This is a genomic window from Gemella sp. 27098_8_149, assembly GCF_041433745.1.
In the GTDB taxonomy this organism is placed as follows: domain Bacteria; phylum Bacillota; class Bacilli; order Staphylococcales; family Gemellaceae; genus Gemella.
In genome coordinates this window covers 19,483-44,015 of record NZ_JAPWCB010000006.1, presented here as the reverse complement: position 1 = coordinate 44,015, position 24,533 = coordinate 19,483, and the positions used below count along the sequence as shown (strand labels likewise).

Sequence of the window (24,533 nt, the reverse complement as noted above, 5' to 3'; positions counted from 1 at the left end):
CTACCTCTTAGTCTTCTTTACAACAAAACTATCTTTTTTATAATCAATATTGATTGTGCCAGTTAATTCAGGATTTTGCAATAATTCTTCACTTAACAAGTCTTCAATATTTTTTTGAATACTTCGTTTTAATGGGCGAGCACCGTATTCTTTAATACTTCCATCTTCAACAATCTTAGCCATTGCTTTTTTCGTAAGTTTAATAGTAATGTCTCTATCTTCTAATCTCTTAGATAAACCATCTATTAATAATTCTGAAATTTTTTCTAACTCTTCTTTTTCAAGAGTTTTGAAAACAATAATATCATCTATTCTATTTAAGAATTCTGGACGATATTGTTTTTTCAATGCTTCCATCATAGTGTTTTGAACATTTTTATAATCATTCTTAATTGAATCACTACCTCCAAAACCTACGAATTTTTGATCGTTAAGCTCACTTACTCCGACATTCGAAGTCATTATTATAATCGTGTTTTTAAAATCTACCACACGACCAACAGCATCTGTTAAACGACCATCATCTAACACTTGAAGTAGGATATTAAAGATTGATGGGTGTGCTTTTTCAATCTCATCAAATAATATTACAGAGTATGGTTTTTGACGAACTTGTTCTGATAGTTGTCCTGCTTCTTCATGACCAACATACCCTGGAGGCGCTCCAACTAATCTACTGATTGAATGTGGTTCCATATACTCACTCATATCAATACGAATCATATTATCTTCTGAGCTAAATAAAGCTTCTGATAAACTTTTTGCAAGTTCTGTTTTACCTACTCCAGTAGGTCCTAAGAAGATGAAACTTCCAATCGGTCTATTCGGTGCTTTAAATCCACTTCTTGCTCTTCTAACTGCCTTGGCTAAGCTCACTACCGCTTCGTCTTGTCCAATAACACGTTTATGTAGAATTTCTTCTAATTTTAATAGTCTTTCGCTTTCAGTTTCTGTTAATTTTGTAACAGGAACACCTGTCCAAGCAGCAAGAACTTCTGCTATATGATCAGCAGTAATCTTTATTTTATCTTTAGATAAACTATCTTGCCAAGATATTTTAAATTCTTCAATCTTACTAATTATCTTATTAACTTCATCGCGTTTCTTAGCAGCTATTTCAAATTCTTGGTTTATTACAGCTCTATCTTTTTCTTTATTTAAACGACTTAGTTCATCTTCGTATTCTTTTAATTTTTCTGGTGATTTATAATATCTTAGTTTAACTTTTGAACATGCTTCATCAATTAAATCAATTGCTTTATCTGGTAAACATCTATCTGTTATATACGTAGTACTTAATTTAACCGCTGAATCAATAGCTTCATCTAAAATTTCTACATCATGATGTTCTTCATACTTATGACGCAAACCTTCAAGAATTTTAATAGAATCTTCAGTACTTGGTTCTTCTACTTTAATTGGTTGGAAACGACGCTCTAATGCAGCATCTTTTTCAAAATATTTTCTATATTCCTCAGTAGTTGTAGCACCTATACATTGAATTAAACCACGAGACAAGGCAGGTTTAAGAATATTTGATGCATCCGCACTCCCTTCACTTCCACCTGCACCAATTATAGTATGAATTTCATCTATAAATAGTATAATGTCACCTGCATCTTCAATTTCAGAAATAATATTTTTTAATCTTTCCTCAAATTCACCACGATACTTAGTTCCAGCAAGCAATGTTCCCATATCGAGTACCATTACTCTTTTACCAAGAAGATTACTAGGAACATTTTGAGAAACAATTCGCTCTGCCAATCCTTCTACTATAGCTGTTTTCCCTACTCCAGGCTCACCTATCAACACCGGATTGTTTTTAGTTCGTCTATTTAAAATTTCAATCATGCGTGTAATTTCTTTATCACGAGCTAATACAGGATCTAATTTATTGTTAAAAGCATCTTTTGTTAAATCTTTTGCTAAAGAATTTAGTGTTTTAGTTTTCGCTGAACTATTATCTGATCCAGATATTTTCTTAAATCCTTCATATAATTTAGATACAAGAGCAAGATTTTTCTTCACTAAATCCAATAACTCATCAACTATCACATCTACATTTACCCCTAGTTTATCAGTTAATAAACGTACTGCTGTTCCTGTTTCTTCTTCAAGTAGTGATAATAATAAGTGCTCACTTGTAACAACAAAACTAGAAGTATCATCAGCATATCTTTGACTATTTTCTATCGTTCTAACAGCTCCGTTAGTATAATCAATCTTCATTAGAACATTACGATAAAAATCTGTCCCTTCTAGTTCTGCTTCATAAAAATCCACTACACTTTTTCTAAAATCATCGTAGTAGACACCATGCCTGTTAAGAATTTTACATGATATTGTATTTTGCATACTTAACATAGCCAATAATAAATGTTCTGTTCCTACAGCTTTAACTCCAAAATCATTCGCTTCTTCTTTTGCTGTTGTTAATACCATAAGGGCCGTTTCATTAAATCTTATATACATAACATCATCCCCTCTTATTATACTTAATATTTGTTAAGAATCTGATTGTCAAATCCTTAATATTTGATTTTGTTTTATTAATCATTTCTTCTGCACTATTTTCATCTATATGATCTAAAAACTGATTATGAACGGATGAAATAACTTCTATACTATCAATAAAATGATTATAATCAAATTTATTAATGTATTCTTTTTCAAGTAGTATTTTAGCTAGTCGCATAGCTTCTTCTACTTCTATAATTTCATTATCTACAGTTTCGATCAAGTAATCTATATAATCTTTATTTGTGTGGAGAGTTATTTTTGTGATTCTTATGAATCCACCTCCACCTCGTTTACTCTCAATAATAAATCCATGCTCTGGTGTAAATCTCGTTTTTATTACATAATTTAATTGAGATGGTACACAGTCAAATTTTTGTGCGACATTACTTCTTTTTATAATTATATGATCTTCTGTAGCTTCTTTGAACAAATTCATAATATATTGTTCAAGTATATCAGTCATATTACTATTATTCATAAGAGCACCTCCTTTATTGACTAAAATTGACCTTTATTAAATTATACTACATATGGGTTATTTTGTATACAAAAAACATTGATTTTTAGGCATATATAAATAAAAAAGAACGACTCAAAAATCATGATTTTAAAAAATCTTTTCTTCTTGAGTCATCCTATATAATTCTCTTTTTCAATAAAAGTATTTAGATTAAAAATACTTAGTTCTATTGATTAATTTTATTTAATTTTGATTTTCTATTAAAGATTAAATTCATTACAATTGCAACAATTGTACCTAGTACAATACCACTATCAGTAAACATACGAACAAAGCTTGGTAATTGAGCAAATGCTGTAGGTACAGTAGTTACTCCAAGACCTAAACCTACAGAACAAGCAATTATCATAAGATTTTCTTGTTTAGCAAAGTCTGTATTTCCTAACATTTTCACACCATATGCAAGTACCATACCAAACATACTAATCATCGCCCCACCTAAAACTGGTTGCGGTACGATTGTAGCAAGAGCACCAATTTTTGGAATTGATCCAAATACTAAAAGTAAAAGTACCATTACATACATTACTTTTTTGCTTTTTACTCCAGAAATTTGCACAAGACCAACATTTTGAGAATAAGTAGTATACGGGAAGGCGTTCACTAATGATCCTATCATAACCGCTAATCCTTCCGCTAAATATCCTCTTCTTAAATCAGGCTCTTTAACCTCTTGATTACAAATATTTCCTAGGGCATAATATACACCAGTAGATTCAATCATACTAACTATCCCAACTATAACAAATGTTAAAATTGCACTCATATTAAATTCGAAACCATTAAACTTAAATGGAGTTGGATGTTGAAACCACCCTGCTTGCGAAACTTCTGTTAAACTAACCATCCCCATAAAGCTAGCAATAATAGTTCCTGACACTAAACCTAGTAAAATTGCAATTGATTGAATAAATCCAGTAGTAAATTTATAAATTACTAAGATAATTGCAAGTGTAATACACGCTAATAAAATATTTTTTGGATTCCCAAAATCTTTTGATCCTTGTCCGCCTGCAATATAATTCATCGCAACCGGAACTAACGTTATACCGATAATCGTTACAACACTACCTGTAACAACTGGTGGGAATAACTTTGCGACCTTAGCAAAAAATGGCGCTATCACAACTACAACTAAACCTGAAACAAAAATTGCTCCATACATTGTTGGTAATCCTGAGCTATTTCCTATAGCTATCATCGGTGCAACTGCTGTAAAAGTACATCCAAGAACAACAGGCAAACCAATTCCTGTAAATTTACCCTTATACACTTGTAAGAATGTTGCCACTCCACACATAAAAATATCAACTGACACTAAATAAGTAGTTTGCTCTGCTGAAAGACCAAGACCTCCAGCAACAATTATCGGAACAATTACCGCTCCAGCGTACATTGCTAGTACGTGCTGTAAACTTAAAATAAAAGTTTTCAAGATTCTTTTCTCCTTAGTTATATATTATTTTGACAAATATAACTATATAAATACAAAAAATCACCTATAATTACTTATAGGCGATTTAAAATTCTACTACAAATAGTTACTTTAAAAATTAATTCAAAGTAATAACATTATAATAAGAATGCCCATAGTCATCAAATTTACGGTCTGATGGTAGAAACTTGCAAGCCATATTCTTGCCTTTATATGTGCTATATTTTGTCTGTACAATATATAATAACAATTTTCAAAATGATTTTCAAGTGTTATCTATAATTTATATTATATTTTCATTCTTTAATTAAGAACTTAAAGTGATAATAGCTTTGGATTATTCTATTACTTTCAATTTCCCTCTAAAGTCATCTAAACTTGAGTATCCTTTTTCTTTCATTACTTCTTGAATTTCTTTAGTTAGTCTAGTGAAAACTAAAACTCCTTCTTTGTGAAGAGTAGTTCCTACTTGCACTAAATCAGCACCACATAGAATATGTTCAAATACATCCTTACCATTTATAACTCCACCAGTTCCTATTATTTTTATACTAGGATTCAAGCGTTCCCTAAATGCACGAACATTAGCTAAGGCTGTTGGTTTAATATATTCTCCACCTAGTCCACCAAATCCACCTTTTGGCTTGATAACTACTTGTTCTTTATCTAAATCAATATATAAACCATTCCCTACACTATTTACACTATTGACATATGTAAGAGGATATTTATTAAGAATTTTAGCCATTTCATCAAAATGAGCAATATCGAAATACGGAGGTAGTTTTACCCCAATAGGTTTTGTAAAGAATGTGAATACCTCAGCTAATAATTTGTCTGTAAGTTCAAAATCATAGGCAATCTGTGGCTTCCCTGGCACATTGGGACATGATAGATTAAATTCAGTTACACCTTCATATTCACTTTCTTGAATTTTCTTTAATAGAGCAATATTTTCATCATAACTCATACCAGTTACCGATAAAAACTGTAACTTTGCACCTGCTCTTTGACGTTCAATAACATAATCTAAATAATAATCTAAACCATTATTCGGCAACCCCATAGAATTTATACTTCCTAAAGCAGTATCATAATATCTAGGCTCAGGATTACCTTCTCTATAATCACGAGTTGCAGTTTTTGTTACAAAAGCACCCGCTTCACTAGCTGCTAATTCATCTAGTTCCTTAGTCGACATACAGTGTACCCCTGATGCATTCATTAATGGGTTTGACAATTCTACATCTAAAAAATTGGTTTTTAACATTCTTCATACCTCCTATGTATACTAGTAACAGTTTATCACAAAATACTCTCAATAACCATTGATAAAATTAGTTTTAGTTTGTATTAAAATAAAAAAGAAGAAGTATAGAAAATCCATTTTTTCTACAATTCTCCTTCTTTAAAGTTAGTAATTTCCTTATCTAAAATAAATAATTCTTACTATTCTTCTAGGTACTTAATGATATCTAAATATAAATTATCCATCTTAGGTAATATATCTTTTATTCTATCAGAATGCTCTTCTTTTAGCCAAGAAGTAGGTTTTTCATATAATACTTCTGTCTTATCTTCTCTCTTAATAAGTAATAATTTAAGTGGTAGGTTAAAACTTAGATATAAATCATCTTGCATTAGTAATGTCCCTACTTTTGGGTTACCAAATACTACATATTGAATATCCTCTAATTCTAAATCAACATTTCTAGCATATTCACCTTGGTTTATATTTAAAAATTGATGAATGCTATTTTTTTCTAAATATTCGTCCACTTTTGATTTTACATTTTTAAACTCGTCATTAATTAGATATTTTTCCATAATTTACCTCTTTTTAACTATTAATAAGTTTATTTGATATCATAATACACTAATTATCTACTTTTGTCATCAATTTAGTTTTCAGGAAATTATAAGTTTTATCATTAAAGAAGTTATATTTCTAAATTCACCAGTAGACTATCCATTAATATCATCTATAACCTCTTTTAATAGTTCATAAGAATGATGCTGTGCTTTTTCATCATAAATATATGAATTTATCATTAATTCATCGAACTCTACTCTACGTTTTAAATCTAAAATCTGATTTTTCACAGTTTCCTTATTACCAATAAATGAGATTTTTGTCATCTGATTAACCACAGATCTCTCATGATCAACTATCTCATCATGTTCAAATGCAATCGGTCCAAAATGTGGCACTTTAGTTGTAGCGATATAATTTTTCCAAACCGCTTCTTCCGATTGTACTGGAGGAACCATACCTTGAGGATTACTTGTAATGATATTTAAAAATGATTGAATCTGAGTTGTTGATAGTCTTTTTGCTTCTTCATCGGTATCTGCAACAACAGCATTAGCACCTAAAATCACATAAGGCTCACTTAAAACTTCCGATGGTTTAAAGTAATGTCTATAAATTGCTACAGCATTTTCCATCATAGCTGGAGCAAAATGCGATGCAAATGCATAAGGTAATCCTAGCTCAGCAGCTACATATGCACTATCAGTACTTGAACCTAGTATGTATAGTGGAACATCAAGCCCAGCAGCTGGATATGCATGAACAGGCCTTGTATCTTTAAAATACCCAGATAGCTCCACGACTTCTTTCTTAAAATCCATCTCTCTATTAGTACTTCTTCTAATAGCTCGTGCAGTATTATAATCAGTACCCGGTGCACGCCCTAAACCTAAATCAACTCTACCAGGATAAAGAGTCTCCAAAGTTCCATATTGCTCTGCAACTATATATGGACTGTGATTAGGTAACATTACTCCACCTGAACCTACTCTAATATCATTTGTGTTATCTAGTGTACGCTGGATTAATAACTGCGTTGCACTACTAGCCACACTTTTTGTATTATGGTGTTCTGCAATCCAATATCTTTCATATCCTAGTTCATCAGCCTTTTTAGCCAATCTAATCATAGCATCAATAGCATCTTTAAAATTCTGTCCCTGTCTTAACGGAGCCAAATTTAAAATTGAAATTTTCATAGTCTTCTCCTAACTTATTTTCTCACAATATGTATCATTAAATAAAAATATCCTTTTGAGCTAAATTCTCAATACACTCATCATAGTACGCCTCATCGTGTTCTTTATAAATAGGCTTATTAATTTTACACTCTTTTAAATCGTTATGAGGAGCACAAATTTTTCCTCTATAATTTTTATCTAGCCATTCCTCACTAACATTATATCCTCTGTCCTTCATTTCCTGCATGATTAATTCATGATACTTGAAAAGTAAAAATGGTCTGTGTTCAAATACATAATCTACCGTTGCATGTTTCTTACCCCAACCATTTCCTCTTAATGCACAGCATTCTCTATGTTGACCTAAAAGTTGTTGCCTTGGTAGTTTTGATATTAGTTCTTCATGCCAAAGTCTCATCTTGTCCTCCATTAATAAAAGTAGATTCTTCTAAATATTTATTTGGATATTTATTTAGCAGATATTTTACTTCTTTTATCAAATCTTCTTTTTTATATTTATTAGTATGATATTCTTCAATCATTTCAAAAAAATGATCTTTTTCTTCTTTTGTTGCAAATTTTTTAAAATATCCCCAAACGTGATGAAGCGCATTCGTTACTTGACCTTTATCTTCTGGTAAACTTATTGCTTGATTTATAAGTTCACTCACTTTACTTAGGGATACTTCTTCTTGCTTTAAATAGGTTCTAATTTCTAAGTATATTTTACTTGAGTGACTTAGAACTAAGTATTTATTATTTGCCCATAACTTTTGACATTGAACTTTTTCTTCTTTATTATTCATTTTATCCTTTCGAAAACAGTTTATTTTTAATATCCTAATTATATTATATCCTTAACTTTTTTACTACGAATTGATATCGTAACGTATATAATAAAGTTACTTATTAAATTTTACCTTAATAAGGAACTTTATTATTAGATTTTTGTTGTATTAAATTTAACCATGTTCTTTTGATTTGCTACATCCTTTTTATACGCAATAAATTTAATAGATTGTCATTGTCAATCGATACTTTTCCCGAGTCGTCTACTTGAATTGCAAGGTATTGTTTTTCTTTTGCCAAATAATCCATACCTTGTAAATCCACGTATCCATCACCTTTGAAATCAACTGATGCCAAGTAAAAAATAAATTTAGAAAATCCTTTTTCTGCAGTATTTTTACTTGTTGCATTCATCTGAGCTAACGGCTCAAAAAATGTTTTGTAGTTTGGTTTATAAGTAGCTTTAACCGTATATTGATATGTATCGATAGTTGGGACAATTAAAGATAAGTAAACATTATTACCCTCAACTTTATAATCAATAAAATCATAAGCTCCAGCTTTACCATAAGCATTACCATTAACTTTTAGAATCATAGGACCATATTCATTCATATCATAATTAATATTTTGATATTTAAAATTAACATTTTCTTCCGATGGAATCATGGACTGTTTTAAATCATTCCAAACCTTTTTATACATTTCTCTTTGATTATTGAATCCTGCTGCTTTAACAATAACATCGATATTTTCTTGGTTTACATAGAAAGCATCAACAACTTTAAGTGCTTCTTGGACTTTTTTATCAGTTATAGTTTTACGTTTTTCTTCTAATTTACTCTGAGCTCTCTTTAATCGAGTTAACTCGTGGTCAATACTTTTTCCAGTATTTTGCTCAATATAAGTACGTTTAGCACCAACAGGTGAAACTTTAGCATTCCAATCAAAATCTTTACCTGGTCCTTCAAAAGTTTTTTGTTTTTGCTCACTCTGCTTATTTTCAGCTGATTGTTTAACACCACAACCAACTGTACCAATAGATAACAACGTTGCCATTGAAATCAATAAAATATTTTTTTTCATAAACTCTCCTCCTAAATAACTGTAATATTATAGTCACTCTAATTATAACATAATAGAAAAAAGAAGTGCTTATTTAGATATACACTTCTTTCTAAAAATTATTTTTAATTTTAAAGTACCAATGAAATATTTCCATATAATATAATTCTAAAAATACCTATAATAGCTAAATGTATTGGATAATAGTAGTAAAAGAACCACTTAGAACCAATATGTTTTCCTCTAGTACCATCGTATCTCATTAATAATGGTAAAGAGAATAAAGTTGCAAACTGTAATACTCCATAGAATACATCTATAAAGATAATATAAATAGCAGCATAAACACTAATCCATATAACATAATCGAGTATTTGTTGTTTTTTATTATCTCTATGATTATATAAAAAGAATGGCATCATTAGAGCTATTGAAGACCAATCCGCTACAAACGTTAATAGACAGAACACAATAATTGCTAAAATCTTTAATGTATTATTTATCTTCTCGTTTCTAAAGATTGCGATCAATGCAACCGACATCGCCAATGGGAATAAGACACTTGTTTTATTAAAAATACTTCCTGTAGTTATATCAAATGGTATACCTAAACCGAAGCAAAAAGCAAAGTGACTGACAACAGCAAAACCCATAATTCTAAAGAAATATTTTTTAATATCTTTTGTGTAATAACATCCTTCTGCGATAAAATACCACATAATTGGTGCTGTTAAACGTCCTACTATGTGCATAAATACTGGTATTGGTTCTTTAACTAAACCTGGATATAATAGCCATGCTAAATGATCAATTGTCATAGCAATTATAGCTATGTATTTTAACTGAGTTCCATCAAACTTTAAATTCTTCATTTTCTTCCTTTCTATACTATTTTGACTTTTAAAATATTAGTTAATATATTGCTCATAAATTTGAGATAATGAGAATACTCTACACTAAGATATATTATCATATTACTATACTTTATACAATTATTTATCTATACAATATATATAATTCAAAAATAAAAAAGACTTTCAAGAATAAAAGTCCTTCTTATCTAAACATAGCTATTTCTAGACTATCCATATATTGAGCTAATGACTTATTAAATTTTTCATAATCAGCTGCTTGAAATTCCTCTGTAGCACAGGCTACTGAACATCTAGCTACTTGTAGTTGATTAAAAAATGTTATCATTAATGGTACACCTATTATTTTAGAAAAACCACGTATTGTCATTTTTCTAGCTTCTTTTAATTCCATAACTTGTTCTTTTAAATTTATATTTGCTATTTTATCATCAACTAAGACTTCAACATTATCATAGTAATCATAAGCTAACTCAACACCTCTACAAATATGCTCCCAACCTACTTTATAAGTCAATCTATATTCTGCAAATAACCATCCATTTTCTTTTTCTACACCTAGTAAAAGCATATTATTTATCTCCTATATATTTATGTATTAGTTTAATTATATTCTAACTTAAACTTATAAGCAATAAAAAATGCCTAAGTTATTTCACTTAGACACTTTTTATTTTATCTTTCTTTTGTCAAAATACCATCTTTCATTCGATAAACATGATCACATTTTTCAATCATTCTATTATCATGTGTTACCATAATAATTGATTTATTTTTTTCTTTACACTCTTTTGAAAGTAAATCTACAACTTCAAACGCTCTATCTGAGTCAAGACTTGCTGTAGGTTCATCAGCTAAGATGATTGCCGGATTATTATAAAGAGCTCTAGCAATAGCCAATCGTTGCCTTTCTCCACCTGATAAATCTTTTGGTAATTTATTTTCTAAATGATCTATTCCTAATTCTTTAAATAAAGATTTTTGATCTTGAAGTGTTTGTTTTCTTTTCTTATTGATTCTATCAACTAGTTCTAACTGTTGTTTTGCAGTTAAAAATGGAACCAAATTAGATGCCTGCAGAACAAATCCAATATCGTTAAATCGTAACTTTGACCTTTCTTTCTCAGATAAATTAGTATAGTCTTTTCCATTAATAATTATTTGACCTTTAGAGGGAGTTTGTAAACCACCAGCTAACGTTAAGAAAGTTGATTTCCCTGAACCTGATGGACCAATAATCGCAATAAATTGACCTTCTTCTATTTTAAAATTTGTTTCTTTCAGAGCTTCTATCTCTTTATTTCCATCTTGATATGATTTAGTAACATTTTTAAATTCTAATACACTCATATGACACCTACCCAATTGCTTTTAATGGATCAATTTTTTTAATAGCTAAAACAGAGAATAATGTTCCAACTAAAGAAAAAATAATCAAACTAACGAAGATTATACTGTAATAAAGTCCATTCCCTAAAAATGGTACTGCTGATGGTAATACAAGTGATGTTATCCACGTTCCAACCAAACCTAGTATACTTCCAACTAATGAAAGTAAGAATGTTTGCGATAAAACAGAAGTTCCAATAATTCTATTCGAGATTCCTTGGGCTTTCATTATACCAAAGATTGGAGTTTTCTGAATAGTAAGTACATACATAAAAATACCAATAATAATAGCAGAAATCACTATTAAGAATCCTATCATTAGTCCAAATGTTAAAATTTGAGCATTATAACCAGGTAATTCATTAATAAAATCAACTATACTAACTTTTTGGAAGATAGAACTGTCGTAATCCTTTAAGTCACCTTTTACTACGAAAGCATTAATCATAGGATTATCAGTTGATTTATTATTACCATATTTTAACACTTGAAAATCATTAATATTCATATATACTACAGGCGCTACATTAAATCTTGATTTTTCCGTGTAACCTACTATTTTTAATTCAATATCCGAGTTAGCAGTCTTAATAGTATCACCTATAGAATATCCTTCTTTTTCAGACAAACTTTTTTCAATAATAACTTCATTTTTAGATTCAAAAGTTCTACCTTGAATTATTGGAGGAATTAAAAAGCTTCCATTATTTACTCCAAAAATACTGATTTTTTGTTTAACATCCTCATTTGAACTCTTCTCAGTTTTAGAAACTGTAACCATTTGACTAAAAGGTTCAACATTATCTGCAGATAAAGATTCTTTATCTGATAATTTTAGATTAGATAAACCAATAGTTTTATTTGCTTCAGACGAAAGCAATACCGTATCCGCCTTCCAATGATCAATTGAAGATCTATTCTGGTCTATCAATCCAAAAGCTAATCCTGATAAGAAATACATTAAATAAGAAACCAGTGTAAGAAGTCCTACTATTAGACTATACCTTAACTTAGCATCCTTTATTTCATTAATAGCTAAAAACATTTTTTCTCCTTAAAATAAAAATTTTTATTCATAAATAATAAATCGAATTATACTAAGCATATAGAATATAACTTGTAAAGTCAAGTTATTAAACTATACTTGTTATCTATTATCTCCTCAAACAGTTTTTTTACTATCAATTATGACAACTAAAATAGTCTTTTAGAACTATTTAAAAGTCTTCAGGCTGTTGACAAATATAAAATCTTCATAAATTTAAAAGAAAAAATCGAAGTTAATTTCTTAACTTCGATTCCAAAATATTACTCAATATCCCTAGAGTAACTTTGATTTTATCTAATAATATACATAAATATTTGAATTTACTATATTATTTCCCCTATACTACCTTTAAACTTATTATACACCTCTTACAGATTTTCTGCAAGGATTTATTAAAAATAGTACGTATTTTCTAATAAAATTACAAAATATAATGATTTTAGACTAAAAATACAATATTAATACATATATTGTATTTAAACTATCAAATATCTCTAATTAAATATGAACATTATGTATATCTTTATTAAGCATATAAAAAAAGCAAGGTGAAAATCACCTTGCTTTTTGTGTTTCAATTCAATTATTATTTAACGATTGAAGTTACAACACCTGAACCTACAGTACGTCCACCTTCACGAATTGAGAAACGAGTTCCTTCTTCGATCGCGATTGGAGAAATAAGTTCTACGTTGATTGATACGTTATCCCCAGGCATTACCATTTCAGTACCTTCTGGTAAAGTAACTACACCAGTTACGTCAGTAGTACGGAAGTAGAATTGAGGACGGTAGTTTGTGAAGAATGGAGTGTGACGTCCACCTTCTTCTTTAGATAATACATACACGTCAGCTACGAATTGAGTGTGTGGAGTGATTGTTTTAGGAGCTGCTAAAACTTGTCCACGTTCGATGTCTTCACGAGCAACACCACGTAATAATGCACCGATGTTATCTCCTGCTTCAGCGTAATCTAATAATTTACGGAACATTTCAACACCTGTTACAGTAGTTGAAGCTGGTTCTTCAGTTAATCCAACGATTTCTACTACGTCTCCAACTTTAACTTGTCCACGTTCAACACGTCCAGTAGCAACTGTACCACGACCTGTGATTGAGAATACGTCCTCAACTGGCATCATGAATGGTTTAGCGTTATCACGTTCTGGAGTTGGGATGTAAGCATCTACAGTTTCCATTAATTCGATGATAGCTTTTTCTGCATCAGCGTCTCCTTCAAGAGCTTTAAGAGCAGAACCTTTGATTACTGGTAGTTCATCTCCGTCGAATCCGTATTCAGATAATAGTTCACGAACTTCCATTTCAACTAATTCTAATAACTCTTCGTCATCAACCATATCACATTTGTTTAAGAATACAACAATTTTTGGTACTCCAACGTTACGAGATAATAGGATGTGCTCACGAGTTTGAGCCATTGGTCCATCTGTAGCAGCGATTACTAAGATAGCTCCGTCCATTTGAGCAGCACCAGTGATCATGTTTTTAACATAGTCAGCGTGTCCTGGGCAGTCTACGTGTGCGTAGTGACGGTTTGGAGTTTCATACTCGATGTGAGAAGTGTTAATTGTGATACCACGTTCTCTTTCTTCTGGTGCGTTATCGATTGAAGCGTAGTCTTTAGCTTCTCCACCATAAGTTTTTGCTAATACAGTAGCGATAGCTGCTGTTAAAGTAGTTTTACCGTGGTCAACGTGACCAATTGTTCCAATGTTAGCATGTGTTTTACTACGGTCAAATTTTTCTTTTGCCATTTTAAAAATGTCTCCTTCAAGTTAATAAAATTTTAATTTTTTAAAATTAGTCACATAGCATTCTATGATAACTATATTTTATAATGTTACAACGAAAATTGCAACTATAAAGAATAATTTTTATTATCCTTTATTTTTTTTGATAATTTCTTCAGAAATTGATTTAGGTACTTCTTCGTAGTGGTCGAATACCATTGAGTAAGTACCACGTCCTTGAGTTGAAGAACGTAGAGAAGTTGCATATCCGAACATTTCAGATAATGGTACTGAAGCACTTACTACTTGTGCGTTACCACGAGCTTCCATACCTTCAACACGTCCACGACGTGAAGTGATGTCTCCCATGATATCTCCTAAGTATTCTTCAGGCATTACAACTTCAACTTTCATGATTGGTTCTAAGATTACTGGGTTACATTTTTTAGCAGCTTCTTTAAGAGCTAATGATGCAGCAACTTTGAACGCCATTTCAGATGAATCGACATCGTGGTATGATCCATCGAATAATTTAGCTTTAACGTCGATTAATTCGTATCCAGCTAATACCCCATTTGCCATAGAGTCTTTTAATCCTGCTTCTACTGCTGGGATGTATTCACGTGGAACTACCCCACCAACGATAGCATTCTCGAATTCAAATCCTGCACCTGGCTCATTTGGAGTGAACTCAATCCATACGTCCCCGTATTGTCCACGTCCACCAGATTGACGAGTGAATTTACCTTGTACTTGTGCAGCTTGTTTGAATGTTTCACGGTAAGATACCATTGGAGCACCTACTGTACATTCAACTTTGAATTCACGACGCATACGGTCAACGATGATGTCTAAGTGAAGCTCACCCATACCTGCGATGATAACTTGTCCAGTTTCTTCGTCAGTTCCAGCACGGAATGTTGGGTCTTCTTCTTGTAATTTTTGTAAAGCTGTAGACATTTTATCTTGGTCAGCTTTAGATTTTGGTTCAACTGAAAGTTGGATAACTGGTTCTGGGAATTCCATTGATTCAAGAATAACTTCGTTTTTCTCGTCACAAAGTGTGTCCCCTGTAGTAGTATCTTTAAGACCAACAGCTGCAGCGATATCACCAGCGTAAACTTCAGCGATTTCGTTACGAGTGTTAGCGTGCATTTGTAGGATACGTCCTACACGTTCACGTTTACCTTTAGTTGAGTTTTTAACGTATGAACCAGATGATAAGATACCTGAGTACACACGGAAGAAAGTAAGTTTCCCTACGAATGGGTCAGTCATAACTTTGAAAGCTAATGCTGAGAATGGCTCTTCATCAGAAGAGTGTCTTTCTACTTCTTCATCAGTATCTGGGTTAACACCTTTAATAGCAGGTACATCTAATGGAGATGGTAGGTATTCTACTACTGCATCTAGCATTGGTTGTACCCCTTTATATTTGAATGCTGATCCACATACTACTGGGAAGAATTCTACTGATAGAGTAGCTTTACGAATTGCAGCTTTAAGCTCGTCAATTGAAATTTCTTCTCCACCTAAGTATTTTTCCATGAAGTCTTCATCGAATTCTGCAACAGCTTCGATTAATTTTTCACGGTATTCTTCAGCTTGATCTTGATAGTCAGCTGGGATTTCTTTAACAACAAGATTTTCCCCTACGCTACCTTCGTTGTAAATAGCTTTCATTTCAACAAGGTCAATTACACCTTCGAATAAATCTTCAGCTCCGATTGGAAGTTGAATTGGGTGTGCGTTAGCTTGTAATCTGTCGTGGATTGTTCCTACAGAATATAGGAAGTCAGCTCCTGTTTTATCCATTTTGTTTACGAATACGATACGAGGAACTCCATAAGTTGTAGCTTGACGCCAAACTGTTTCTGTTTGTGGTTCAACACCTGATTGCGCATCTAATACTGCTACTGATCCATCAAGTACACGAAGTGAACGCTCAACCTCAACTGTGAAGTCTACGTGTCCCGGTGTATCGATGATGTTGATACGGTGGTTTTTCCACTCAGCAGTTGTTGCAGCAGATGTGATAGTGATACCACGTTCTTGTTCTTGTTCCATCCAGTCCATTTGTGAGTTACCATCGTGAGTATCTCCGATTTTGTGGATTTTCCCAGTGTAGAACAAAATACGCTCTGTTGCAGTAGTTTTACCTGCGTCGATGTGAGCCATGATACCGATGTTACGAGTATCTTTTAAAGAAAATGCTCTAGTCATGAGTCAATTTTCTCCTTTCATAAATTTTTAAATGTTTTGAGTAATTTGTCTTTTATAGTGAAAAATTCAAGCTATAAAATAGCTTGATATTCACCCTATAATTACCAACGATAGTGAGCAAATGCTTTGTTAGCTTCAGCCATTTTGTGAGTATCTTCACGTTTCTTAACAGCTGAACCAGTGTTATTTGCTGCGTCTAAAATTTCATTAGCTAAACGTTGTTCCATAGTTTTTTCTCCTCTTAAACGAGAATAGTTAACTAACCAACGTAGACCTAATGTAGTTCTTCTTTCAGCACGTACTTCTACTGGTACTTGGTAGTTAGAACCACCAACACGACGAGCACGAACTTCAAGAACTGGCATAATGTTGTTTAATGCTTCTTCGAAAACTTCCATAGCATCACGTCCTGATTTTTCTTTAATTAAATCAAACGCTGAATATAAAATTCTTTGTGCTGTACCGCGTTTCCCATCTAGCATTAATTTGTTAATCAATTTTGTAACTAATTTTGAGTTATAAATTGGATCTGGCAAAACGTCACGTTTTGCAACTGGACCTTTACGTGGCATAGTGTCTGCCTCCTTTCACGAATTCTTTATCAAATTTTTATCTTATACTATTTTTTCTCTTTTGGTTTTTTAGCACCGTATAGTGAACGTCCTTGTTTACGGTCGTTAACTCCTGCAGTATCTAAAGCTCCACGGATGATGTGGTAACGTACCCCTGGTAAGTCTTTTACACGTCCTCCACGAATAAGTACAACACTGTGTTCTTGTAGGTTGTGTCCGATACCTGGGATATATGCTGTTACTTCGATTTGGTTTGATAAACGAACACGTGCATATTTACGTAAAGCTGAGTTAGGTTTTTTAGGTGTCATAGTCCCAACACGAGTACAAACTCCACGTTTTTGTGGTGAAGAAATGTTAGTTTCTTTCTTTCTTTGAGAGTTGTAACCTTTGTTAAGTGCTGGTGAATCTGATTTTGATACTTTTGATTTACGAGGTTTACGAACTAATTGGTTAATAGTTGGCATTTTCCTGATTTCCTCCTTCCCTGTTTATTTGTGAATCACCTAGCCAGGTGTATCACGTTTTTAAATTTTTTATAAGCCATAGTGGCTTTACACAGAGTGCCGTAACACTCACGTACTAAATAATACCACTTTTATTTTTTCTTGTCAACACTTTTTTAAAATTTTTTATATCTTTTTTAACTTGCTATTATCATATTTTATTTTCACACTTAACCAGGTGTATCATTTTACTAATATAAATAAACACTTCCAGGTGTATCATACATAGAGTTTTAATTCACACTTCCAGGTGTTTCTCATATATTATTTTGCGTCACTTTTTCAAGTATTCCTTGTTACTACTTTTAAATTTTCAATTTATTATATTCTCATCAACTATTATTAATTTATTATATTCTCATCAACTATTATTATAGAAATAATTTAATAATCCCCCTTGTTGTTTAAAACGATTACAAGTATAATATAACTATAGATAATATTGGAGGGATAGTTATGATAGAAATTAAAAATCTTACAGTGAAATTTGATACAAAGTGCGCTGTTGATAATTTAAGTTTTACAATCAATGATGGGGAGATATTTGGTCTTATCGGTCATAACGGAGCTGGTAAGTCTACTACAATCAAATCTCTAGTTAGTATATTAGAACCTACTTCAGGAGAGATTTACTTTAATGACCTACTTTTAAAAAATAATAGATTAGCGTGTAAAAAACAAATTGGCTATGTACCTGATTCACCTGATATGTTTCTTACTTTATCAGCCTTTGAATATTGGTCTTTAGTCGCTAGCATATATGAAATTGATAATAAAACAAGAGATGACACTCTTAATAGATACTGTAGATTATTTAATATGGCAGGAGTTGAACATCAAGAAATTAGTTCTTTTTCTCATGGTATGAGACAAAAAGTATTTGTTATCGGGGCATTATTATCAGAACCTAAGTTCTGGATTATGGATGAACCAATGACTGGATTAGATCCTCAAGCTGCATTTGACTTGAAAAACTTGATGAAAGAACATGCCACAAAAGGAAACAGTGTTCTATTCTCTACTCATGTCTTGGAGGTTGCTGAACATCTATGCGATAGAATAGGCATCCTCAGCAAGGGAAAACTGGTTTTTATTGGTACACTTAACGAGCTTAAAGAACAATTTGAGGGAGATAATTTAGAAGAAATTTATCTTAATATAGTAAAAAATTCAAATTCAAATATTTTAGGTGGTGATTAAACATGAGATTCAATGTAATGAAGGAATTATTCTTAACGAATCTTCTTTATAGTTTTCCTCCACAAAGAAATAAATATAGAAAAAAATTCAGTGGAAAAAGTGATATAAGACATAAGCTTTTTAGAAATATATTAATGATGAATCTTTTCAATTTCTTAAATATTTTATTTGTATTTTCAATGTTTTCTCGTGGTTTTAACTTTTCTGGATCGGGTTATAGGAGTATACTTTTCTTTATTTTATTAATGGTGTTTATCCAAATTTTAAATAATTTTACCAATATGTTTTATGAAAGTGATGATACATTGGCAATTATTCATTTACCAGTTACAGGGGCTGAGATATTCTTTAGTAAATTGTTCACTCTACTTTCACTAGTTATAAGTAATTTTATTCCATTAATAGTAATAAACTTGGTTATTGGATTAAATACAGAGTTTTCAATTCAAAAATTTTTCTTCGTATTAGTATATAGTTTTGCATTTATGATTACTTTAATATGTTCTATAATGACGATACTTTCATTTATTACTTACATACCAAATTTCAAGAAGAATAAAGGGAAAGTTAATGCAGCTACAATATTGATTGCGTTGATATTCTTCACAGGATACATATTTGATTTTGCTCATACTTTTAAAAATATTGGTTCTGAATATAAAGGAGATTTATTTTTAAATATACTCGTGTTAGATATTTCTAAGACTTATACTTATTTAATAATAACTATAATCCTAGCAGTTATCTCTTTCTTTACTACTTATATATTCGTAGTAAAAAAATATATGAAAGACTTATATAGAATATCAGATAATACATACACATCTAGTTCAAAAACTATAAAAATTAAAGAAAATACTAATAGTACATCAACTACACTATTTTCTAAACTAATTAAGAGAAATGTAAAACTATTTTTAAACAGTACAATTTCGACAACTGTATTTACTAATCTTATAATTACACTTGGTATATTTATAATTCCGATTATAGAAATTAGAAAGCACGGAGGTATTACACTTCCACCTATATTCTATCCAGTAGCTATGACTATAGGATTTACATTAGCATTGTACATTAATTCTAATCCTATGAATTTTACAAGTATAGCAATATCACTAGAAAAGCAAGATTACTATTTTTTAAAATCTCTTCCATTAGATTTTAAAAAATACCTAAAAATCAAATTAGCAATCGCCACTTGTTTGCAACTTGGTTTTGGATTATTTGCTCTGATTATGATGTTAATTATAACTAAAACACCAATCTTATTAGCAATTGTAACAATAATATCTTATATTATTTCAAGTCTTGTCTTTTCTTTCTATAGTTATACAAGCGACTATAAAAAATTATATCTAAATTGGAACACTATCACAGATTTAGCTAATCGCAGTTCGATAAATCAGGTACTATTAACTATTTTAGCTTTCGGAGCTATTTTCCTTTTGGTACTACTTAATGTCGTGACATTCTTCTTAGTTACTATGTTGCCATCATCAGCAAATATAGTGGGAGTAATATATTCTCTAGTATTAATTATACTGTTAGTTCTTGCAACAATAAAATTGAGAAAAAATGTATTTGACAAAATATATTCATAAAAAAATATAGCGGGAGTGACTCAAAAATCGATTTTGAATCACTTCCGCTTTTATCTTATTCTATTCCCCTATAATAATCATTGTCTATTTCTCTATAAGGAGCTATATCTTGAACATATTCTAATACTCCTTGAAATTTACCGTTTTCGTCATAAACCCCAGCATAAGTAACATGAACAAACTTTCCTCTTGATTCTGATTTAAACCACATTTCATACTTATCTTTTTTTCTATCTCGCAAGTTCTTCATTATAGTTTTAACTTTTTCTAGGTACCTAGGTGGATGACATAGTTCTACATTTCTCCCTACTTGACCTGGCGTGCGTTTAAATATCATCTCTTCCTCTAAACAATGATTATTATAATATTGAAAAACCTCATCTTTATTAACAAAGGTAATTTCCATTGGCAGATGATTCAATATCAAATCAATTTGATTTAATGACAGATAACCATTTCCGATTTTCTGAGGTGTATCCCTATTGAAAGTCTCGTCTTTAACTTCTTTTGGTTTATAGGTAATAGTAAACTCTCCTTCAGGAGTTTGAATAACTTTCGTCATCTCACTTTGTGTAACTTCTATTACTTCACTATCACCTATAGTTGTTGTATTCTCAAAATTTTCTCTATGAGGTATCCACTCCTCTTGAGGTCGAATTATTGCATAACCGTATGTATCACTATCTTTAGCAATACTCAACCAATCGTCTTGAGTAAATGTTTCTAATAATATCATCAGAAGAATTGACTCTTCTTTAAAGATCATTTCCTCAAATTCTTTAACAAAAGCTTCAAATTTTTCTTTTACACCAGCTATTTCTGCATTAGGTAGTTTTTTCGCTTCTTCTTTAGCGAGTTTGAATAAATCTCTTATTTCGTCATCAACACCCCACATAACCTTAGGTGGTGCATCATGACCATATTTTTCCATTATAGGAAACATCAGTTCTTCTTTACGTTTGTAATGAATATCAAATTGACCTAATAGTTGTAACTGGCGCAGCAATCCTTTTAAAACAGCTTCTTTTGTGTCACCATCATCGAGCTTTGCATAGTTGTCTAGAATTCGGCGAACTCTAATAATCGCAGCTCTTAAGGCCAAATTCTCTTGCTTAAACACTTGAACTGGATGTCCTGGATGCTCACTATCTTCAACTTCAACATTTTTTATCGCACCTTTAAATAGATTAGCATGTACATTACATAACTTCATTACATCTTCAAAAGTTACGCCAGAATCTGAATTCATAAGTTCATGCTCCATTAAAGAGATCTCAATAGCAGATACTCCAGAAAAATGTTCATTAAATTCAGCTTGTACTGACTCTGCAGATTCTCCATTATGAAGTCGTAACAATATGTCTCGTAAAACTTCAATTCTCTTTGTAGCCATTAGTCCATTCCTACTACTTCATAACCATTAGCTTCTAATGTAGCAATAATTGTTTCAAGTTTAATTCCTGCCAACTTCGAACCCATTCTAAGTGAAGTCTTTCTTCCTACAGTATTTCTCATAATTGGATTAGCCAGTGGCTTAAATCCTAAATCTACTAGAATATCTAACACTTCTGGATGTTTATCAACGACTTGCGCGACTGGTATACTTACATCAATAATATTATCCATTTCTCATTCCCCCACTGCTTCATATTAATACTATAATTATATCATAAGCCATTGATAATCGCTATCAAATTAAAAATGAAAAAGTAAAAAGGTGCAACTTAGACATCTCTACCTATGTTACACCTTTAATATTTTGTAAATTCCTATAAATTATTTCTCCACTCAAGAAGTTTTTCTACATCTTCTTGTTTGATATAATCACTTGCTACCGCTTCTTCGATTAAGTAATTATAGTTAGTCAAAGTATGATACTCTACTTTATCAGCTGCAAAGGCATCTTGTGCTTTCTTAAGTTCATAGCTAAATATTGCCACAACACCAAGAACTTTTGCACCAGCTTCTTCTAATGCTTTAGCTACTTTTAATGAAGATAATCCTGTTGAGATTAAGTCTTCAATAATAACAACTTTTTGTCCTTCTAGTAATCTACCTTCGATTTGGTTTGTTTTCCCATGTTTTTTAGCTGAATCTCTCACGTAAATCATAGGTAAATCTAGTACTTCACTTACCCATGCCGCGTGTGGGATACCTGCTGTTGCTGTACCAGCAACTACTTCCACTTCTGGAAATTTAGCTTTAATTACTTCACTCATACCAGCTGCTATTTCACGACGAATCGTAGGGTATGACATTGTAATTCTGTTATCACAGTAAATTGGTGATTTAATTCCAGATGTCCAAGTGAAATAATCATTTGGTCGTAGTGCCACTGCTTCAATATCTAATAAGTGTTTTGCTATTTTTCTTTCTAATGCCATGTTCTTCTCCTTTATCTTATCTGTATATTTTTATTTTACGAATTGACTTTTTATTAGTTTATAAACTTCAAGTGGATTTTCTGATTTAGTTATAGAACGCCCAACTACGATGTGTGTACTTCCCTCTTCGTTAGCAACAGTTGGGGTTGCTACACGTTTTTGATCTCCTACTTCATCTGTTTCTAATCTTATTCCTGGAGTTACTTTTAAGAAGTCATCTCCACAGTTTTCTCGAATTAATCTTGCTTCCCAAACTGATGAAACTACTCCATCAAGTCCTGCTCTTTTAGCTAGTTTAGCATAATTTATTACACTCTCTTCTAGAGATACAGCAATTAGTTGTTCTTCTTTCATAGCTTCTTCTGATGTTGAAGTTAATTGTGTTATTGCTATTACATTAGTATCCACACTACCACCTTCAACCATTCCTCGTTTTGCTGCTTTTAGCATTTCATAGCCACCTGCCGCATGTACAGTAAGAATATCAACTTTGAATTTTGCTAATCCTTTTGTCGCACCATAAACTGTATTAGGAATATCATGTAATTTAAGATCTAAGAATATCTTGTGTCCTAATTCTTTAATTTTTTCAATAACAACAGGTCCATTTTGTAGGTATAATTCCATCCCTACTTTTACAAATAATTTTTCTTCACCAAATTTTTCTAAAAAATTTAAAGTATCTTCCAAAGTTGGAAAGTCTAAAGCTATTATTACATCTTTACTCATAATATTTCTCCTTTTTATTTATATGCACGACCACGAAGTTCTAATATATGATCTACTCCTAGTTCATCAAGTGCCGCTTCTAACTTATCGATAATTTTTGGGCAGGCATATGGATCTGTAAAATTCGCTGTTCCTACAGCTACAGCACTCGCACCAGCTGAGATAAAGTCAATTACATCCCACTCATCCATAATTCCTCCCATTCCTATAATAGGAATGTTTACAGCTTGGCTCACCTGATAAACCATTCTTATTGCTACAGGTTTCACCGCAGGTCCAGAAAGCCCCCCAGTTACATTCGCTATAATTGGTTTCCCAGTCTTTTTATCTAACCTTACACCTACTAATGTATTTATCATTGTAATACCATCTGCCCCACCTTCTTCTACGGCTTTTGCCATAGCTACTATATCAGTAACATTAGGTGATAATTTCACATAAACTGGTACACTAGATACTTCTTTAACTTTTCTAGTTAAGTTCTTGGCTGTTTCTGGATCCGTTCCAAACTGAATCCCTCCATGTTTAACATTAGGACAAGATATATTTAACTCTAATGCATGAACATTCGGTGCTTTACTAATATGCTCTGCTACATAAACATAGTCATCTATCTCACTTCCTGCAACATTTGCAATAATAGGAACGTCATATTTTTCTAATTCTTTTAATTTAGTTTCTAATATTTCATGAACTCCAGGATTTTGTAACCCTATTGCGTTTAACATACCACTAGAAGTTTCAGCAACACGTGGTGTAGGATTTCCAAAACGTGGTTCTTTAGTGGCTGCCTTAATCATGATTGCGCCTAGTCTACTTAGATCATAAAAGTTAGCATATTCTAAACCAAATGCAAAGCATCCTGATGCTGGCATTACAGGATTTTTTAAATCTAACCCCGGTAATTTTACTCGTAATCTTTCGCTCATA

At 31.6% G+C, this 24,533-nt stretch carries 24 protein-coding genes and 1 riboswitch; of the genes, 2 read left to right on the top strand and 22 right to left on the bottom strand.

Translation table 11 applies throughout. The features are described from left to right. From O3801_RS04195 to rpsL, 17 genes are all read right to left on the bottom strand, one after another. Positions 1-2,475 (bottom strand): ATP-dependent Clp protease ATP-binding subunit, encoded by a 2,475-nt coding sequence (locus O3801_RS04195; protein WP_371454165.1) that lies wholly within the window; start codon positions 2,473-2,475, stop codon positions 1-3. 4 nt (positions 2,476-2,479) lie between these two features. Beyond that, entirely contained in the window at positions 2,480-3,001 is a 522-nt protein-coding gene (locus O3801_RS04190; protein ID WP_371454164.1) for a CtsR family transcriptional regulator, read from the bottom strand. 208 nt (positions 3,002-3,209) lie between these two features. After that, positions 3,210-4,478 carry a nucleobase:cation symporter-2 family protein gene (locus tag O3801_RS04185; RefSeq protein WP_371454163.1) on the bottom strand — a complete coding sequence of 423 codons (1,269 nt, stop codon included), beginning with the start codon at positions 4,476-4,478 and terminating at the stop codon, positions 3,210-3,212. Between the two features lie 135 nt (positions 4,479-4,613). Continuing rightward, a riboswitch (purine riboswitch) is annotated at positions 4,614-4,715 on the bottom strand. A 100-nt stretch (positions 4,716-4,815) separates the two neighbouring features. After that, entirely contained in the window at positions 4,816-5,748 is a 933-nt protein-coding gene (locus O3801_RS04180) for a dihydroorotate oxidase (protein ID WP_371454162.1), read from the bottom strand. Positions 5,749-5,927: 179 nt separating this feature from the next. Further along, complete coding sequence (locus O3801_RS04175) at positions 5,928-6,305, bottom strand: DUF302 domain-containing protein (RefSeq protein ID WP_371454161.1); 378 nt, start codon at positions 6,303-6,305, stop codon at positions 5,928-5,930. A 138-nt stretch (positions 6,306-6,443) separates the two neighbouring features. Then, a complete protein-coding gene (locus tag O3801_RS04170) occupies positions 6,444-7,490 on the bottom strand; it encodes an LLM class flavin-dependent oxidoreductase (RefSeq protein ID WP_371454160.1) in 1,047 nt (348 codons plus the stop codon). A 37-nt stretch (positions 7,491-7,527) separates the two neighbouring features. Beyond that, positions 7,528-7,890: a TIGR02328 family protein gene (locus tag O3801_RS04165; RefSeq protein ID WP_371454159.1), complete on the bottom strand. Its 363-nt coding sequence runs from the start codon at positions 7,888-7,890 to the stop codon at positions 7,528-7,530. Further along, the gene (locus O3801_RS04160; protein WP_371454158.1) at positions 7,874-8,278 is read right to left on the bottom strand and encodes a YbgA family protein; all 405 of its coding nucleotides are present in this window, start codon (positions 8,276-8,278) and stop codon (positions 7,874-7,876) included. The genes O3801_RS04165 and O3801_RS04160 overlap by 17 nt, the downstream gene beginning before the upstream one ends. Before the next feature lie 178 nt (positions 8,279-8,456). Next, positions 8,457-9,347, bottom strand: coding sequence for a hypothetical protein (locus O3801_RS04155; RefSeq protein ID WP_371454157.1), 891 nt, complete (start codon positions 9,345-9,347; stop codon positions 8,457-8,459). Between the two features lie 110 nt (positions 9,348-9,457). After that, positions 9,458-10,198: a TraX family protein gene (locus O3801_RS04150; protein ID WP_371454156.1), complete on the bottom strand. Its 741-nt coding sequence runs from the start codon at positions 10,196-10,198 to the stop codon at positions 9,458-9,460. A gap of 184 nt (positions 10,199-10,382) precedes the next feature. Further along, the gene (locus O3801_RS04145) at positions 10,383-10,769 is read right to left on the bottom strand and encodes a hypothetical protein (protein WP_371454155.1); all 387 of its coding nucleotides are present in this window, start codon (positions 10,767-10,769) and stop codon (positions 10,383-10,385) included. 104 nt (positions 10,770-10,873) lie between these two features. Then, positions 10,874-11,548 (bottom strand): ABC transporter ATP-binding protein, encoded by a 675-nt coding sequence (locus O3801_RS04140; protein ID WP_371454154.1) that lies wholly within the window; start codon positions 11,546-11,548, stop codon positions 10,874-10,876. A 7-nt stretch (positions 11,549-11,555) separates the two neighbouring features. Then, positions 11,556-12,632, bottom strand: coding sequence for an ABC transporter permease (locus O3801_RS04135; protein WP_371454153.1), 1,077 nt, complete (start codon positions 12,630-12,632; stop codon positions 11,556-11,558). A 589-nt stretch (positions 12,633-13,221) separates the two neighbouring features. After that, complete coding sequence (gene tuf / locus O3801_RS04130; protein ID WP_371454152.1) at positions 13,222-14,409, bottom strand: elongation factor Tu; 1,188 nt, start codon at positions 14,407-14,409, stop codon at positions 13,222-13,224. Between the two features lie 123 nt (positions 14,410-14,532). After that, positions 14,533-16,608, bottom strand: a complete 2,076-nt coding sequence (fusA, locus tag O3801_RS04125; protein WP_294683603.1) for an elongation factor G — start codon at positions 16,606-16,608, stop codon at positions 14,533-14,535. A 101-nt stretch (positions 16,609-16,709) separates the two neighbouring features. Continuing rightward, complete coding sequence (gene rpsG, locus O3801_RS04120) at positions 16,710-17,180, bottom strand: 30S ribosomal protein S7 (RefSeq protein ID WP_003144697.1); 471 nt, start codon at positions 17,178-17,180, stop codon at positions 16,710-16,712. A 47-nt stretch (positions 17,181-17,227) separates the two neighbouring features. Next, positions 17,228-17,647 carry a 30S ribosomal protein S12 gene (gene rpsL, locus O3801_RS04115; protein ID WP_003146927.1) on the bottom strand — a complete coding sequence of 140 codons (420 nt, stop codon included), beginning with the start codon at positions 17,645-17,647 and terminating at the stop codon, positions 17,228-17,230. A gap of 495 nt (positions 17,648-18,142) precedes the next feature. Here rpsL and O3801_RS04110 point away from each other — a divergent pair, with 495 nt between their 5' ends. Together O3801_RS04110 and O3801_RS04105 are read left to right on the top strand one after the other, a co-directional pair. Then, positions 18,143-18,886: an ABC transporter ATP-binding protein gene (locus O3801_RS04110; protein ID WP_371454151.1), complete on the top strand. Its 744-nt coding sequence runs from the start codon at positions 18,143-18,145 to the stop codon at positions 18,884-18,886. 281 nt (positions 18,887-19,167) lie between these two features. Beyond that, positions 19,168-20,490 (top strand): hypothetical protein, encoded by a 1,323-nt coding sequence (locus O3801_RS04105; RefSeq protein WP_371454150.1) that lies wholly within the window; start codon positions 19,168-19,170, stop codon positions 20,488-20,490. 55 nt (positions 20,491-20,545) lie between these two features. Here O3801_RS04105 and O3801_RS04100 read toward each other — a convergent pair whose 3' ends face one another. The 5 genes from O3801_RS04100 to O3801_RS04080 form a co-directional block, all read right to left on the bottom strand. Beyond that, the gene (locus tag O3801_RS04100; protein WP_371454149.1) at positions 20,546-21,883 is read right to left on the bottom strand and encodes a DUF438 domain-containing protein; all 1,338 of its coding nucleotides are present in this window, start codon (positions 21,881-21,883) and stop codon (positions 20,546-20,548) included. Continuing rightward, complete coding sequence (locus O3801_RS04095) at positions 21,883-22,116, bottom strand: DUF1858 domain-containing protein (RefSeq protein ID WP_371454148.1); 234 nt, start codon at positions 22,114-22,116, stop codon at positions 21,883-21,885. The genes O3801_RS04100 and O3801_RS04095 overlap by 1 nt, the downstream gene beginning before the upstream one ends. 143 nt (positions 22,117-22,259) lie before the next feature. Then, the gene (gene pyrE / locus O3801_RS04090; protein ID WP_371454147.1) at positions 22,260-22,874 is read right to left on the bottom strand and encodes an orotate phosphoribosyltransferase; all 615 of its coding nucleotides are present in this window, start codon (positions 22,872-22,874) and stop codon (positions 22,260-22,262) included. Between the two features lie 30 nt (positions 22,875-22,904). Further along, complete coding sequence (gene pyrF / locus O3801_RS04085) at positions 22,905-23,603, bottom strand: orotidine-5'-phosphate decarboxylase (protein WP_371454146.1); 699 nt, start codon at positions 23,601-23,603, stop codon at positions 22,905-22,907. A 14-nt stretch (positions 23,604-23,617) separates the two neighbouring features. Beyond that, positions 23,618-24,532 (bottom strand): dihydroorotate dehydrogenase, encoded by a 915-nt coding sequence (locus O3801_RS04080; protein WP_371452340.1) that lies wholly within the window; start codon positions 24,530-24,532, stop codon positions 23,618-23,620. Between the last annotated feature and the right edge of the window lies 1 nt (position 24,533).

Bases quoted from the DNA above. Each gene is read 5' to 3' on its own strand.
- O3801_RS04195 (WP_371454165.1), bottom strand. From the start codon at position 2,475: ATGTATATAAGATTTAATGAAACGGCCCTTATGGTATTAACAACAGCA.
- O3801_RS04190 (WP_371454164.1), bottom strand. From the start codon at position 3,001: ATGAATAATAGTAATATGACTGATATACTTGAACAATATATTATGAAT.
- O3801_RS04180 (WP_371454162.1), bottom strand. From the start codon at position 5,748: ATGTTAAAAACCAATTTTTTAGATGTAGAATTGTCAAACCCATTAATG.
- O3801_RS04175 (WP_371454161.1), bottom strand. From the start codon at position 6,305: ATGGAAAAATATCTAATTAATGACGAGTTTAAAAATGTAAAATCAAAA.
- O3801_RS04170 (WP_371454160.1), bottom strand. From the start codon at position 7,490: ATGAAAATTTCAATTTTAAATTTGGCTCCGTTAAGACAGGGACAGAAT.
- O3801_RS04165 (WP_371454159.1), bottom strand. From the start codon at position 7,890: ATGAGACTTTGGCATGAAGAACTAATATCAAAACTACCAAGGCAACAA.
- O3801_RS04160 (WP_371454158.1), bottom strand. From the start codon at position 8,278: ATGAATAATAAAGAAGAAAAAGTTCAATGTCAAAAGTTATGGGCAAAT.
- O3801_RS04155 (WP_371454157.1), bottom strand. From the start codon at position 9,347: ATGAAAAAAAATATTTTATTGATTTCAATGGCAACGTTGTTATCTATT.
- O3801_RS04150 (WP_371454156.1), bottom strand. From the start codon at position 10,198: ATGAAGAATTTAAAGTTTGATGGAACTCAGTTAAAATACATAGCTATA.
- O3801_RS04145 (WP_371454155.1), bottom strand. From the start codon at position 10,769: ATGCTTTTACTAGGTGTAGAAAAAGAAAATGGATGGTTATTTGCAGAA.
- O3801_RS04140 (WP_371454154.1), bottom strand. From the start codon at position 11,548: ATGAGTGTATTAGAATTTAAAAATGTTACTAAATCATATCAAGATGGA.
- O3801_RS04135 (WP_371454153.1), bottom strand. From the start codon at position 12,632: ATGTTTTTAGCTATTAATGAAATAAAGGATGCTAAGTTAAGGTATAGT.
- tuf (WP_371454152.1), bottom strand. From the start codon at position 14,409: ATGGCAAAAGAAAAATTTGACCGTAGTAAAACACATGCTAACATTGGA.
- fusA (WP_294683603.1), bottom strand. From the start codon at position 16,608: ATGACTAGAGCATTTTCTTTAAAAGATACTCGTAACATCGGTATCATG.
- rpsG (WP_003144697.1), bottom strand. From the start codon at position 17,180: ATGCCACGTAAAGGTCCAGTTGCAAAACGTGACGTTTTGCCAGATCCA.
- rpsL (WP_003146927.1), bottom strand. From the start codon at position 17,647: ATGCCAACTATTAACCAATTAGTTCGTAAACCTCGTAAATCAAAAGTA.
- O3801_RS04110 (WP_371454151.1), top strand. From the start codon at position 18,143: ATGATAGAAATTAAAAATCTTACAGTGAAATTTGATACAAAGTGCGCT.
- O3801_RS04105 (WP_371454150.1), top strand. From the start codon at position 19,168: ATGTTTTATGAAAGTGATGATACATTGGCAATTATTCATTTACCAGTT.
- O3801_RS04100 (WP_371454149.1), bottom strand. From the start codon at position 21,883: ATGGCTACAAAGAGAATTGAAGTTTTACGAGACATATTGTTACGACTT.
- O3801_RS04095 (WP_371454148.1), bottom strand. From the start codon at position 22,116: ATGGATAATATTATTGATGTAAGTATACCAGTCGCGCAAGTCGTTGAT.
- pyrE (WP_371454147.1), bottom strand. From the start codon at position 22,874: ATGGCATTAGAAAGAAAAATAGCAAAACACTTATTAGATATTGAAGCA.
- pyrF (WP_371454146.1), bottom strand. From the start codon at position 23,603: ATGAGTAAAGATGTAATAATAGCTTTAGACTTTCCAACTTTGGAAGAT.
- O3801_RS04080 (WP_371452340.1), bottom strand. From the start codon at position 24,532: ATGAGCGAAAGATTACGAGTAAAATTACCGGGGTTAGATTTAAAAAAT.